This is a genomic window from Burkholderia catarinensis (assembly GCF_001883705.2).
Taxonomy (GTDB): Bacteria; Pseudomonadota; Gammaproteobacteria; order Burkholderiales; family Burkholderiaceae; genus Burkholderia; species Burkholderia catarinensis.
In genome coordinates, this window is sequence record NZ_MDEQ02000013.1 from 248298 (window position 1) to 261541 (window position 13244).

The following is a 13244-nucleotide window of genomic DNA, read 5'->3' on the forward strand; positions in this document are numbered from 1 at the left end:
GCATGAAAGCGATTCGTATTCCCGCGCGTTCGCTGCGCGGTTACCGCTGGTTGCAAATCGGGTCGGCACGATGTTTTCGCGCGACGGCGGGCGTTGCGTTGCCGCGATAAAAAAGGGCGCCGGAGCGCCCTTTCGTCGCCTACATGCACCGTGCTTACAGCGTGCGGCCGAATGCGTTGTGATGCGAATGATGCGTGGACGTCGACGCATGCGCGGTATGGCCATGCGCGTGCGTGTGACCGCGGCCCGGCTGCGCGCCTGCGCGATCGGCGATCGTATCGGAGCGGTCGGCTGCGCGCGACAGGCCCTTGTCGCGGTCGCCCGAGCGGAAGCCGTTCGAGTTGCTCAGCGCCTGACCGCTCATATGGCCGCCTGACATGCCGCCGGAACCGCCTGCGCCATGACCGCCACCGTTGCCGCCGCCATTACCGCCGGCGGCCGCATACGCGGAAGCCGTGCCCAGCGCGAGCAGCGCGGCCGTCAGTACGGACAGATATCGTTGATGTTTCATCTTGTGCTCCCTGGAGCGCGTTCGTGTGACTGCATTCTATGAACGCGCGAAATTCGCGCCACACGACGTTGTAAATGATCGTAACGATGCGCGCGGCGCGCATTCGTCGGATCAATCCGGGTCATGCCTGAACGGGGGGAACGAAGCAAGCGGGTGCGGCGCCGCAGCACCGCCCCGGTGATGATGGCGCTTACTGCGCCGGCTGCATGCCCTGCGCGGCGGCCTTGTGCTGCGCGGCCTGCTCTTGCGCTTGTTTCTTCGCCATGTGGTGGCCGACGATACAGCCGCCGACCGCGCCGACGACGGCGTGGTGCCCGGCGTAGTGGCCGGCAACACCGCCGACCACCGCGCCCTTCATGCAGCCCGCCGCGTGCGCGCTGCCGATCGTTGCGAGCGCAACGATGGCGGCGGTGGCGCAGATTCTGACGTGTCGATCGAGCATCATGCGATCACTCTCCTCTTGTCGTGATCAGTCGAACCGCTTAATGCCAGCGGTCGCCCCGCCAGTCGCCGCGATCGCGCCACTCGTGCTCGCGCCATTCACGGCGGCGCCACTCGTGTTCGCGCCATTCGCGCCGACGCCAGCCGTCGTCGCGCCAACCGTCGTCGCGATAGCCGACCGGCGCGTACATGACGGGCGGAGGCGGAGCGACGTAGACAGGCTCCGGCGCCGCGTAGACGCCCGGCACGCCGATGCCGACCGACAGGTCGACGTGGGCCGATGCGACGCCCGAGGCTACCAGCGCCGCTACACCGAGAACTGCACCGAGAATAAGTTTCTTGCTCATCTCGCGACTCCCTGCACGTGTCGTGCTTCATGTGAATACGGTTCGGAGTCTAGGCACCGGACGCAGACACAGGTGAAACGGGTATGCGAGACCGGTAACGGACGTTTACGGCCGTCCGCAAAGCCTTGCTGGGCAAGGAAGAGGCGACCTTCTACGCACCGTTGCAACGGCACATCGGGTCGGTAAAAAAGGGATTTTCGGCACGAAACCGGGCGATCGCGGGCAATCGGAGGGCGCCGATGTGCACGGAAAGCGGACCGCCCGCACCGTGTGCGAGCGGTTCGCAAGCGGTGCAGGCGCTACGCGCGGATATCGTCGACGCTGCGCAGCCAGTGCACGCTGAACAGGTTGTCCGCGTCGGTCCACACCGTATCGGGCTCGAATCCTGCGCGGCGCGCGATCGCATGGAAGCCGTCGATCGTGAACTTGTGCGAGTTCTCCGTGTGGATGCGCTCGCCGGCTTCGAAGCGGAACGCGTGGCCGCGCACGTGCACGGTCTGCGCGATGTCGCTGACGAGATGCATCTCGATGCGTTGCCGCTCGCGGTCGTAGAACGCGCAATGCGAGAACGCGTCGACCTCGAAATCCGCGCCGAGCTCGGCGTTCGCACGCGCCAGCAGGTTCAGGTTGAACTGCGCGGTCACGCCCTGCGCGTCGTTGTACGCGTCGTGCAGCGTGCGCTCGTCCTTCACGAGATCGGCGCCGACCAGCAAGCCGCCGCCGCGCAGCAGCCGCGCGGCATCGCGCAGGAACGCGTCGGCCTCTTCCGGCGAGAAGTTGCCGATCGTCGAGCCGGGAAAGAAGCCGATGCGCCGCCGCGGCGTCGCGGTCAGCTCGGCCAGCTGCTCGGCCTTCGTGTAATCGGCCGCGATCGGCTCGACGTCGAGCCACGGATAGGCCGAACGCAGCCGCGCGGCCGCAACGTGCAGGTAGTCGGCCGAGATGTCGACCGGCACGTAGCGCGCCGGCGCGTTCGCGTAGTTGCCCGCGAACGCGTCGAGCAGCACGCGGATCTTCTCGAGCGAGCCCGCGCCGAATTCGACGATGTCCGCATGCGGGCCGACGCGCTGCACGATCTCGGCTGCGCGGTCGCGCAGGATGCCGAGCTCGGTGCGGGTCGGGTAGTACTCGGGCAGTTCGCAGATGCGGTCGAACAGCTCGGAGCCGGCCGCATCGTAGAAGTATTTCGGCGGAATGCTGCGCGGCGTGCGCGACAGTCCGTCGATCAGGTCGCGCTCGAACGCGCTCGGCCGCGAATCGCGGGCGGGTTGCTGGCCACCGCTCGTGGCCGCCTGGTCAGACGTCTCGCGCAAGTCGCACTCCCGTGAATTGCCAGCGTGCGGCCGGCGGAAAGAAATTGCGGTACGTCGGCCGTTCGTGTCCGGGCGGCGTCGCGATGCTGCTGCCGCGCAGGACCTGCTGGCCGACCATGAACTTGCCGTTGTATTCGGCAGCGACCCCTGCCAGCGGCCGAAAGCCCGGATACGGCTCGTAGGACGAACGCGTCCACTGCCATACGTGCCCGAGCATCTGCCGGATGCCTTCGGCGGGGAACGCGACTTCCCATTCGAATTCGGTCGGCAGCCGCGCGCCGGCCCATTCCGCATACGCGGCCGCTTCGTAGAAGCTTACGTGACACACCGGCGCGTCGGGCGCGAGCGGTTCGACGCCGTGCAGGCCGAACGTGCGCCGCACGCGCGTGGCGTCCGTATCGTCGTCGTCGGGCATCCAGTACGCGGGCCCTTGCCACCCTTCCCGCTGCACCGTGGCCCAGCCGTCCGACAGCCAGTATTCGGGGCGCATGTAGCCGCCGTCGGCGATGAAGGCCGCGAATTCCGCATTCGTCACGAGGCGGTTCGCGATCTCGTACGGCCGCACGAGCGCCGTATGGCGCGGCCGCTCGTTGTCGAACGAGAACGCGTCGCCGTCGTGGCCGATGTCGACGAGCCCGCCCGGCTGGTGCAGCCAGCGCAACGGGCCTGCGTCGCCCGTGGCCAGCGCTTGCGTGCCGGCCCCGTTGCGCGGTCGGAACGTCGGCCGCAGCGGGTTGCACGAGAACGCATGCAGCATGTCGGTGACGATCAGCTCCTGGTGCTGCTGCTCGTGATGCAAACCGAGCTCGAGTTCAGGCTCGATCGCATAGAGCAATGCCGGATCGGCGCCGGCCAGCGCGCGCAGCATCGCTTCATCGACGTGCTGCCGGTACGCGTGCACCTCGTCGAGCGACGGACGCGTGAGCAGCCCGCGTTGCGGCCGCGGATGGCGCGGGCCGAGCGCTTCGTAATAGGAATTGAAGAGGAACTGGAATGCGTCGTCGAACGGCGCGTAGCCGGGCACGCGGCGCATCAGCACGACGGTTTCGAAGAACCAGGTCGTATGCGCGAGGTGCCATTTCGTCGGGCTCGCGTCGGGCATCGACTGCACGGCCTGGTCTTCGGCGGACAGCGTCTCGGTCAATGCGACGCTGTGGGTGCGCACGTCCTGGTAACGGCGCTGAAGCTGTGATGCAAGGAGGCTCATCGGTTTGCCGTTCACGTCGCGATTCGCTGCGTTGCGTTGCCGGAAAAAGGAAAGCCTTGCGCGTGATGCGCGCGGCTGACGTGCGATCTGTTGCTGCGTCGTCGGGCAGCCGGCGCGCGCGCCGGGCCGCTGATGCGGCGTCACTTCCTCTGCCCATGCAAAACAGTATGGGCCAGAAATGTGAATGCTGCGAATCGGGATGCCGATGAAACGCGATCGAAAGAAAAATGAAAGCGTTGGTCGCGCAGGTACCGGATGCGTGACCAAGCGGCGATGCGTGTCCGGGTGGGCGTGCGCGGGCATGCGCCGTGCGCTTGCCGGCGCGCGCGGCTACTGACGGCCCATGACATCCGCACGGCGATCGTGACGGCCACGGTGACGCGTGGGTTCTCGCGTCGGATCTCGTCCGACAAACGGCGGCACTTCGGGCGTCACTTCGAGCGCCACTTCGTTCGTGGCCGCCGGCACGCCGCTGAAGCGCACCGCCCTTCACCCGCGACGCGTTTTCACGTGCGCTTCAAAAAATTTTTCGCGTCGATGTCACACACGCGGGGGGCTCATTCGTCATATCACCGGAACCCACACGAAAGGAGAAGGAACCATGACTGCGAAACTCAATCCGTTTGCCGCCGCTCCCGCACTGATGAAGAACTGGATGAGCGTGTCGGTCGCCGCTGCCGGGAGCCTCGAGCCGACGCTGATCGAGCTGGTCAAGATCCGTGCGTCGCAGATCAACGCGTGCGCGAACTGCATTAACATGCACACCGCCGAGGCGCGCGAGCAAGGCGAGACCGAGCAGCGCATCTACCTGCTGTCCGCGTGGCGCGAAGCGCCCTGCTACACCGACCGCGAACGCGCGGCGCTCGGCTGGACCGACGCGCTCACGCGGCTGTCCGAAGGCCACGCGGCGCACGAAGCGGCATATGCGGCGCTGAACGACCACTTCAGCCAGGAGGAACAGGTGAAACTCACGCTGATGATCAACGTGATCAACGGCTGGAACCGGCTTGCTGTCGGCTTCGGGCTGTGGATCGAGCCGGCCGACGCGAAGGCCGCCGCCGCGAAGATGGTCGCCTGATGACGCACCTCGACCCGGCCAGGGGCAGCGCCGAAGAACGGGCCGACGCGGCCGCGAGCTTCGACCCGTTGCGCCGCACGCTGATCCGCGTCGCGTACCGGATGCTCGGTTCCGTCGCGGATGCCGAGGACATGGTGCAAGAGGCCTTCATCCGCTGGATGGACGTCGATCGCACCGAGGTGCGCGTGCCCGAGGCGTTCCTGCGCCGCATGGTGATGCGCATGTGCCTCGACCAGCTCAAGTCCGCGCGGCACCAGCGCGAGACCTATATCGGCCCGTGGCTGCCCGAGCCGGTCGTCGAGGAAGACGAACAGGAAGACGTCACGCTGCCGCTGCTGCTCGCGCTCGAACGGCTCTCGCCGCTCGAACGCGCGGCGTTCCTGCTGCACGACGTGTTCGGCCTCGAGTTCGACGAAGTCGCGACGACGATCCAGCGCGACCCGGCCGCGTGCCGGCAGCTCGCCGCGCGGGCCCGCACGCATGTGCGCGAGGCGCGGCCGCGTTTTCATGTCGAGAAGCAGCGCGGGATCGAGCTGGCCGAGGCGTTTTTCGCGGCGTCGCGCAGCGGCGACATGCGCGCGCTCGGCGCGATGCTCGCCGAGGACGTGAGCCTGCACGCGGACGGCGGCGGCAAGCGGACGGCGGCAGGCACGCCGGTGTTCGGCTTCGAGCGCGTGATGAAGGTGCACGAGTACCTGGCCGGGCTGTTCGCGACGCATGCGTCGAAGCTCGTGCGGGCCGGGTTCATCAACGGCCTGCCGGGTTTCGTCACGCTGGAATCCGACGGCGAGCTGCAGACCACGGCGCTCGACATCGAGGACGGGAAGATCGTCGCGATCTATGTCGTGCGGAATCCTGACAAGTTGAAGCATCTGCATTGAGGGCGACGCGAGCCTGCGCCGTGTGCCGTGTGGATGCATGGCGACGGCGCCGTCCGCCCTCTTCTTTCTGCCCTGCGTTTGGCGATCGCCGGCGACCGCGATCAGTACATCGCGCCTCCGGCGTTGCCGATCATGAACAGCAGTACGCCGAGCAGCGGCGTCGCGACGGCGAAACCGGCCGCCGCCAGCCAGTTCGTGCCGCCTTGCGCCTCGAGCAGCGCGAGAAACGATTCGCGGGACGTCGCGTTCGGGCGCAGCTGTTCGATCCTGCGTTCGACGTGCCGCTTGTAGAGGCTGTTCCCGCACCAGCCGAGCGAGACCGCGATCCCGATGGTGATCGGGTCGAGCGTGCTCGATTCGAAGTATGTCGGGAAGTACAGCAGCTCGACCAGCGTGATGCCGAGCGTGACACCCAGCACGGCGGCTGCCTGCCAGTACATGCATCGATACGCCATCCAGACCGGGCCCAGGAAGCACGCTGCCCAGTTCCAGGATTGCTTGCCCTTGCGCGACTCGGCGATCGCCCATTTCCGTTCGAACCAGGCGGCCTTCTTGCCGACATAAGCGGCGATTTCGTCGTTGCTCGCGGACGATGCGGTGGTTATGACCTCGGACATGGGCGTTTGCTCTCAGTCGCGCGGATCGCGCGTCGTTGTTTTGATGAGGTGGAGATCGAGCGACGGTCGGAACAGCCGCTTCGATACGCACACGATTCTACGCGCCGTACAGCGGCAGTTGTGTGGCGGATCGGATGGTCGGTGACGATGCGGTGCCGGGCCGAGTATCGCGCAACGCATCGGGGCTCCACGCGTTGTTTCGGACCGGAAAAGAAAAACGCCACGCGAAGTTGCCGCGTGGCGTTTTTATGTTTGGCGAGCCGCATTGCCTGTAGGCAATTCGTGCTGCCAGACCCCTTCATTTTGTTCGTTGGTAGGCTCGATTGGATTCGAACCAACGACCCCCACCATGTCAAGGTGGTGCTCTAACCAACTGAGCTACGAGCCTAAGAAGCCGCGAATTATAGAGAGGGTTTTTGCGGAGCACAAGCCCCTTCGTGAAAATTTTTTGACGAGGGCGCGTGTGCGGGTGGGCAGTGTTGTCGGCTGCCGCGAGTGCGTGATGTTTGGCGTCACAGCGAAACGCGTCGATGCTGCGATGTTATCCACATTCCCCTCTGGATAACCGTCCGGCAATCCTCTGGATTCACAGTGGAGCGATTGAGGATATGTCGTCGCAGCTGTGAATCGACGAAAAGTTGTTCTGTGCTCCGCGAAGCTGTTCACGTGAGGCGCCCAGGGTTATGCATCCTGCTTCGTGTTGATAATTCATGGCGTTAGGGAGGTTATCCACTGTGAGGCACAGGGCTTGTTAACTATCACTACGTATGTATACGAACCCTGTTAACACCTTTGGATAAGCACAGTCCGTCGACTGTGATTCGCGCAGGATATGCACTTCGTGCGGTGAACGGATCGATGAAGCAGCAGCCTGCGAGGCGTGCGGACGATGCGCGAACGGCCGTATCGGTAGAATCGCTGGCACTCAGGATGCGAAGGCCTGGCGGGCACGCTCACGGCAATGACCGATTCTTCATTGACCCGGGTCGACGCGCTCGATATCGATGCGGTCGTACACCGGTTGCAGCAACATCCGGGCGACCGGATTGGAAATCAAAGGTGAAATGATGCCGCTAGTGAATTGTTCATATCACGGACGTGTCGGAAGCGAGCTCGTGACTCGGGCCGTATCCGATCTCGTCAACGATCGTAGCAACTGGAAGGGCGGCCACCGAGTCGTGCCGTTGACGCTGGTGCGTGATGAAATCGAGTTTCCGGGCTACATGCTCGAATCCGAAGAGACGAAAATGCTCGAGTTGGGCGGGATGTCTGAAGGGGGCGGCGTCTATCGGTTCGACGACGACGAGTCGATGGAATCAGCTATTGGATTGTTGACGGCAACTTGTGCTGAATGCCTGAGGGAATTGATGGCAGGGCAGCAAGAAGGGTAGGAGTGTGAGTGCCTTAGGGGAGAGGGATGACCAAATTGAATTTCGGCGCGATCGATCGCTGTTCCGTCCGGCTCAATACCGCGACGCTGCTCGGCCTGAAGGCTGCCTACGAGGAATTTGCGAAGACCGGGCAGGACCTGCGTAACTTCGAGATCTACATCGAGGACGAAAGTGCAGCCAGGGTCGATCCGAAGCCCGAGGACGCCGTCATCGGTGTGACGTTCGCAGCGAGGATGCCCCCAGGCGTGCGCGGGCTCGGCAACGCGAGTCCGCTCGGGACGTCGATGCAGTATGTCGTCTCTCCGGAAACCGGCGAGATTCTCAGGGTTTATCTGACCAAGTGACTTCGGAGGCGATGAAGGTGGTCGGCCTTCATATGTGGATAACCGCGGCACAAAACGATGCGAAACGCTGTGCGGGCAAAAGGTGAGCGCGTGCCCGGATCACAAGCTGGGCACGACTGGACGGAGAGAAGCAAGCCCTGAGAACTGGGTGCATGCGAAACGTACATCGGGTTTCGTGCGCTTGTCGACAGCCCGTATGTGGACAACCCGCACGCCCAACCAGTCGAATCGCTGTGCCTCGGACAGGTGAGCACCATGCATTCGACCATGCGAATCAGCCCGAACGCCTTGTCTGACAGGGATTTTCCGGAATAGCGAAGGCGATGTGGAGCGTGCTCGCGCGATCTGTAGTGATCGAATACCTTGTGGATATCGAGCAGCCAAGACACTCGAAATCCTGTGCATTCAACGGGTGAGGGTACGCGAATTCGGTGAGGATGTTCGCGTTACCTCACGGGCCGTGGATATCGCGCTTTCATACAACTCGACTCCACGATTCCCGGTGCGGTTCAGACACCGACTCGGCTAGCGTTGCGAGAGAAGGCGGCATAGAGCAGGACAAAGTCGCACAGCGAGGATGATCGTTCGCTATGCTGCCGGTGACAACGCACCGATTCCATCCGATACACATGAGCGCAATTGCACGGACCATTCTCAAAGCCATTCTGAGCATCCCCATTGCCTTTGGGCTCGCCTATCCCTTTGTCTATCCCTCCGAAGACAGAGGCGTTCTCGGCGAAATAGCGGTGCTTGGGACAATCGGAAGCATCGTCGTCATCGCGGTTTTCCTGGCTCTGGTCTATGCCTACGCGAGCGACCTCAGGACTACCCTGAAATCGGTCAACCGGGGATCGCGTGTGGCCGAACCCAACAGCGTCTGGCTTATGTTCCTCTTGCCCTACAACTTCATCGAGGACTTCTTCATTATTTCCAACGTTGCGAAGTCCCTGGAAGCGGAGTCTCGTATCAATCCGGCTCTGTCGGGTTTGCGCTCGTTCGGCCGGATCAGCGGCATCGGGTGGTGTCTTGCCCAGGTTCTTTCGTTGATACCCAATACCATTGGCTCCATCGCTGGCGGCGTCGCGGTTTTCCTCTGGGTTTGGCACTGGGTGTTTGTGCGCCGAACGAACAAGATGCTTGCCGGCAGCCAGGTCTCTGTGGCGACTCTACCTGGACGGACAGGATCGTAGCCCTCCTTGGAAACCAGATCACTTACCCGTGATCGATGTGGATATCCCGCTCCGCGGCGACTCGAAACCCTGTGATTCCAGAGGTGAGGGCGCCGGCGTGGCTCGATGTGCATAACAGCCAGGGAAAGCCAGTCGAAACGCTGTGCACGCGAATGGTGAGCGGGCGCCCGTTCAAGCCCGCCGGGCCGCCCCACCAAAGGCGCTGGCGGCCGCTACTAACCGCCAGCCGGGCGCGTATCGTACCGCTTCAAGTCTGCTGATCAAGCGCCCGCACAACCGCCTTCTCCCCAAGACTATCCGCCGGCCCGACCACCGCGAAGTTAATCCCGTTCACCGACCCATACCGCGCCAGCAGCGCACCATCCACGCGTTGCCCGGCCGGCAGCAGCCGATGTTTCGATTCCGCAGGCCGCATATAGAAGCTCAACGTCCGCCCGGCTGCGTCCTCATAGAGCACCATCGCAGCGGTGGCGCCGCTGTCCGTCGTGAACAACCGTCCGCCGACCGGCCTGAACCCCGCCGCGCTCAAATCCGGCAGCTTCGCCGACGCGCCCACACGGCGGGTGAGCCACCCCTGCAAATCGCCCGCACCGGTCGGCCGGTAGTCGACCTTCGCCGTCTGATCGACCACCATCATCCGGTAAGCCTCGACCGCATCGCTCATCGGCGCGATGGGCGGCGGCGCGTTCCACCCGCGCGCCTGCCATCCGCCCAACGTCCCCAGCCCGACGCAGAACACGAACGAAGCCGCCATCGCGAACCGCATCCGCGAGCGCCCGGCCCGCCGGCCGCGAATCGCCGCCGGATCCAGCGCTGGGTTATCGGCCGGCATCCGCACGCTCTCCAGCGCGGCCCGCAACCGCTGCGCATCCTGCTGCCATCGCTTCACCTGTTCCGCGCGCTCCGGATGCAGCGCGAGATAGCGCTCGACCGCGGCGCGCGCTTGCGCGTCGAGCTGGCCGTCGACATAGGCCTGAAGGTCGTGTTCGTTCGGAGGCGTGTTCATTTCTTCATCAATCGCAAAGAAGGAGCGGGAAGCTCGCCGTCGCTGAGCTGGCGCAGCGCCTGGCGCGCGCGGGAGAGCCGCGACATCACGGTGCCGATCGGCACGTCGAGCAGGCTGGCGACTTCCTGATACGTGAAGCCCTCGACCGCGACGAGCAGCAGCAGGCTGCGCTGCTCGTCGGAGAGCCGGCCGAACGCTTCGAGCGTCGCGCGCGCGGCGAATTCGCGTTCCGCGGACGGCCAGTGCGCTTCATCGTCGTCCCGGATGCGGCCGAGCAGCCACGCGTAGCGCTTAGCGCTGCGTTTGCCGTCGAGAAACTGCCGGTACAGGATCGTGAAGAGCCAGCTGCGCAGCGACGCGTCGTCGCGGCGGCTCGTCCAGCGCGACAGCGCGCGCTCGAGCGTCGACTGGACGAGATCGTCGGCCGCGTGGACGTCGCGCGCCAGCCAGAGCGCGAAGCGTCGCAGCCTGGGGAGGAGTTCGCGCAGCGCGTCGTCGTCGAGGGCGGTGGAGGGCATGGCCGGGCCGGTTGCCGAAAGGGTCGAGATGCCGCGTAGGACGCCGGCCGGCATCGATTATTCCATCAAGCATAGGAAAAAATTTTTCGTGGAATAAAGCGGTGCGGGCGGCGTCCTACGCGCGTTCGACAATGACCTGATGGTCGGGAGCATATTCATGGAGCGATCTTCTTCCTCTTCTTCGCCGCAGCGCGAGCCCGGGCGCGGGTGGTGGCGCTGGGCCGCGATCGGCGGCGCGGTGGCCGGCGTGGCCGTGGCGTTCGGGTATGTCGGCGGGTGGCTCGCGCCGGCGCGTCTGACCCCGCAGCGGCTCGTCGACTCGCTGCAGACCAATAGCGGCATCCATCCGGGCTACCGGCGCAATCACGCGAAGGGCGTGTGCGTGACCGGTTACTTCGAAGGCAACGGCGCCGCGAGCGCGTATTCGGTCGCGCCGTTCTTCAAGGCGGTGCGCACGCCGGTGGTCGGGCGGTTCGCGTTGCCGGGCGGGAATCCGTATGCGCCCGACAGCAGCGTGCCGATCCGCAGCCTCGCGCTGAGGCTCACCGCGCCCGACGGCGAGCAATGGCGGACCGGGATGAACGCGATGCCGGTGTTTCCGGTCGCGACGCCGCAGGCGTTCTACCAGCAGACGGTGGCGACCCGGCCCGATCCGGCGACCGGCAAGCCCGATCCGGCGAAGGTGAAGGCGTTTTTTGGCGCGCATCCGGAGGCGGGGGCGTTCCTGCAGTGGATCAAAGGCGCGAAGCCGAGCGCGAGTTACGTCACTGAGAGTTATTACGGGTTGAACGCGTTTTACTTCGTCGATGCAGCCGGCAAGCGGCAGGCGGTGCGGTGGCGCGTCGTGCCGGAGCAGACGGCCGGCGCCGGGGACGTCGCGACGGCCGCGGATCCGAACGTGTTGCAGCAGGACGTGACGCGGCGCATCGCGGCCGGTGCGCAGAAGTGGAAGCTGCTGGTCACGCTGGCGGAGCCTGGCGATCCGGTGGACGACGCGACGAAGGTCTGGCCCGCGCAGCGGACGACGATCGATGCGGGCACGCTCGTGCTCGACCGCGTGGAGGCGCAGGACAGCGGGCCGTGCCGGGATGTGAATTACGACCCGACGGTGCTGCCGCAGGGGATTCAGGTGTCGGGGGATCCGTTGCTGGCGGCCAGGTCGGCGGCTTATGCGGATTCGTATCTGCGCAGGACGAGTGAAGAGGCCGGGGTGGCGGGTGTGGCCAGGTTGAGTTCGGAGGGACGGTGATGAAGGCTTCTACGACATTTGGTTTGCCGGCGAGGGTGCTGCATTGGGTGATGGCCGCGATGATCATCACGATGCTGTTTATCGGGGTGGGGATGGTGGCGTCGGTGTCCGAGCGGCATGCGGTTTTGGTGGCGATTCATAAGCCGCTGGGTGTGGCCGTGCTGGTGCTGGTGTGTGTGCGGATCGTGGTGCGGGTTTTGTCGAAGCCGCCGGCGTTGCCTGATGACTTGCCGTGGTGGCAAAAGGTTGCCGCGCATGGGTCGCATCTCGTGCTGTATGCGCTGATGGTCGCGATGCCGCTGATCGGGTGGGCGATGCTGTCGGCGGGCGGGTATCCGGTGACGTTGGGCGGTGGTGTGCAGCTGCCGGCGCTTGTTTCGGCTGATCCGGTTGCGTTTGCCTGGCTCAGGGTCGCGCATCGCGTGCTGGCTTATCTGTTCTTCGCGACGTTCCTCGCGCACTTTGCAGCGGCGCTGTATCACGGGCTGATTCGGCGGGATGGCGTGGTGAGGGCGATGGTGGGGCGGTGAGCGACGGAAGGTTTCGTTCGCTGCGGCGGGGCTGTTCACGGGCTATCGTGGCAGCTTCTGCCGAGTCGCTTCCATGACTACTGGGGGGCGGCTCAACAGGCCCCCGGCACCGCTTGTAAAAAAATTTTCACAAAGGGCTTGCAGAGACAGGGGCGGGTGAATAGAATCACGCCTCTTTCGCGCTAACGGAAACGCAGCGCGGGAGAAAAGAAGGGAAGCGGTGCTATTGAAGTTGGTTTTAGCGACTCGGTGCACATGGAGTTGAATTTCAGCTGTCGCAACGAAGTAGTTAAATAAGTTGTTGACGAGTTAAGAAAAACATCTCATAATCTCGCTTCTCTGCTGCTGAAAACGCAGCGCTGCTGAGAAACACGAAGTTTCTCGCAGAAATGTTCTTTAAAAATTAACAGCCGATAAGTGTGGGCGCTTGATGGAAGCGAGCTGATCCTCGGATCAGATAGCGAAAGTATCAAGAGTCTCACACTAAAGTAAGTCAGGTTTATGAAGCAATTCATATTCCTGTCAGCTTTGAGTGAGCGACCGGTTCTTAACCGAACCGAAAACAGTAACAGGTTTAAACTGAAGAGTTTGATCCTGGCTCAGATTGAACGCTGGCGGCAT

General features: G+C 64.2%; 15 protein-coding genes and 1 tRNA gene. 7 read left to right on the forward strand and 9 right to left on the reverse strand.

What is annotated here, in order from left to right; genetic code table 11:
- Positions 1-154 precede the first annotated feature (154 nt).
- The 5 genes from BFF94_RS22285 to egtB form a co-directional block, all read right to left on the reverse strand.
- Entirely contained in the window at positions 155-511 is a 357-nt protein-coding gene (locus BFF94_RS22285; RefSeq protein WP_128848181.1) for a hypothetical protein, read from the reverse strand.
- A gap of 190 nt (positions 512-701) precedes the next feature.
- Positions 702-956, reverse strand: coding sequence for a hypothetical protein (locus BFF94_RS22290; RefSeq protein WP_128848183.1), 255 nt, complete (start codon positions 954-956; stop codon positions 702-704).
- A 37-nt stretch (positions 957-993) separates the two neighbouring features.
- On the reverse strand, positions 994-1299 hold the full coding sequence (locus BFF94_RS22295) for a hypothetical protein (protein WP_128848186.1): 306 nt from the start codon (positions 1297-1299) through the stop codon (positions 994-996).
- A 299-nt stretch (positions 1300-1598) separates the two neighbouring features.
- On the reverse strand, positions 1599-2612 hold the full coding sequence (gene egtD / locus BFF94_RS22300; RefSeq protein WP_128848189.1) for an L-histidine N(alpha)-methyltransferase: 1014 nt from the start codon (positions 2610-2612) through the stop codon (positions 1599-1601).
- A complete protein-coding gene (egtB, locus tag BFF94_RS22305; RefSeq protein ID WP_128848203.1) occupies positions 2596-3819 on the reverse strand; it encodes an ergothioneine biosynthesis protein EgtB in 1224 nt (407 codons plus the stop codon). The genes egtD and egtB overlap by 17 nt, the downstream gene beginning before the upstream one ends.
- Positions 3820-4420: 601 nt before the next feature.
- On the opposite strand from egtB, the gene BFF94_RS22310 reads away from it, so the two are divergent.
- Both BFF94_RS22310 and BFF94_RS22315 read left to right on the forward strand, forming a co-directional pair.
- A complete protein-coding gene (locus BFF94_RS22310; protein WP_128848191.1) occupies positions 4421-4897 on the forward strand; it encodes a carboxymuconolactone decarboxylase family protein in 477 nt (158 codons plus the stop codon).
- Complete coding sequence (locus tag BFF94_RS22315; protein WP_128848193.1) at positions 4897-5778, forward strand: sigma-70 family RNA polymerase sigma factor; 882 nt, start codon at positions 4897-4899, stop codon at positions 5776-5778. Before BFF94_RS22310 ends, BFF94_RS22315 begins: the two co-directional genes overlap by 1 nt.
- A gap of 101 nt (positions 5779-5879) precedes the next feature.
- On the opposite strand, the gene BFF94_RS22320 is transcribed toward BFF94_RS22315, so the two are convergent.
- A complete protein-coding gene (locus tag BFF94_RS22320) occupies positions 5880-6395 on the reverse strand; it encodes a DUF2628 domain-containing protein (RefSeq protein WP_128848196.1) in 516 nt (171 codons plus the stop codon).
- 311 nt (positions 6396-6706) lie between these two features.
- A tRNA-Val gene (locus tag BFF94_RS22325) sits at positions 6707-6783 on the reverse strand.
- Between the two features lie 616 nt (positions 6784-7399).
- On the opposite strand from BFF94_RS22325, the gene BFF94_RS22330 reads away from it, so the two are divergent.
- The 3 genes from BFF94_RS22330 to BFF94_RS22340 all read left to right on the forward strand — a co-directional run bounded on the left by BFF94_RS22330 (position 7400) and on the right by BFF94_RS22340 (position 9320).
- Entirely contained in the window at positions 7400-7786 is a 387-nt protein-coding gene (locus BFF94_RS22330) for a vWA domain-containing protein (protein ID WP_246637387.1), read from the forward strand.
- Positions 7787-7812: 26 nt separating this feature from the next.
- The gene (locus tag BFF94_RS22335) at positions 7813-8130 is read left to right on the forward strand and encodes a hypothetical protein (RefSeq protein WP_128848198.1); all 318 of its coding nucleotides are present in this window, start codon (positions 7813-7815) and stop codon (positions 8128-8130) included.
- A gap of 629 nt (positions 8131-8759) precedes the next feature.
- Complete coding sequence (locus tag BFF94_RS22340) at positions 8760-9320, forward strand: hypothetical protein (protein WP_246637388.1); 561 nt, start codon at positions 8760-8762, stop codon at positions 9318-9320.
- A 247-nt stretch (positions 9321-9567) separates the two neighbouring features.
- Here BFF94_RS22340 and BFF94_RS22345 read toward each other — a convergent pair whose 3' ends face one another.
- Positions 9568-10326, reverse strand: a complete 759-nt coding sequence (locus tag BFF94_RS22345; protein WP_219139845.1) for an anti-sigma factor family protein — start codon at positions 10324-10326, stop codon at positions 9568-9570.
- Positions 10323-10844 (reverse strand): sigma-70 family RNA polymerase sigma factor, encoded by a 522-nt coding sequence (locus tag BFF94_RS22350; protein ID WP_128848208.1) that lies wholly within the window; start codon positions 10842-10844, stop codon positions 10323-10325. Before BFF94_RS22350 ends, BFF94_RS22345 begins: the two co-directional genes overlap by 4 nt.
- A 157-nt stretch (positions 10845-11001) precedes the next feature.
- Here BFF94_RS22350 and BFF94_RS22355 point away from each other — a divergent pair, with 157 nt between their 5' ends.
- Both BFF94_RS22355 and BFF94_RS22360 read left to right on the forward strand, forming a co-directional pair.
- A complete protein-coding gene (locus BFF94_RS22355; RefSeq protein WP_219139846.1) occupies positions 11002-12093 on the forward strand; it encodes a catalase family peroxidase in 1092 nt (363 codons plus the stop codon).
- Positions 12093-12623 carry a cytochrome b gene (locus BFF94_RS22360; RefSeq protein ID WP_164497764.1) on the forward strand — a complete coding sequence of 177 codons (531 nt, stop codon included), beginning with the start codon at positions 12093-12095 and terminating at the stop codon, positions 12621-12623. The genes BFF94_RS22355 and BFF94_RS22360 overlap by 1 nt, the downstream gene beginning before the upstream one ends.
- The last annotated feature ends 621 nt before the right edge of the window (positions 12624-13244 follow it).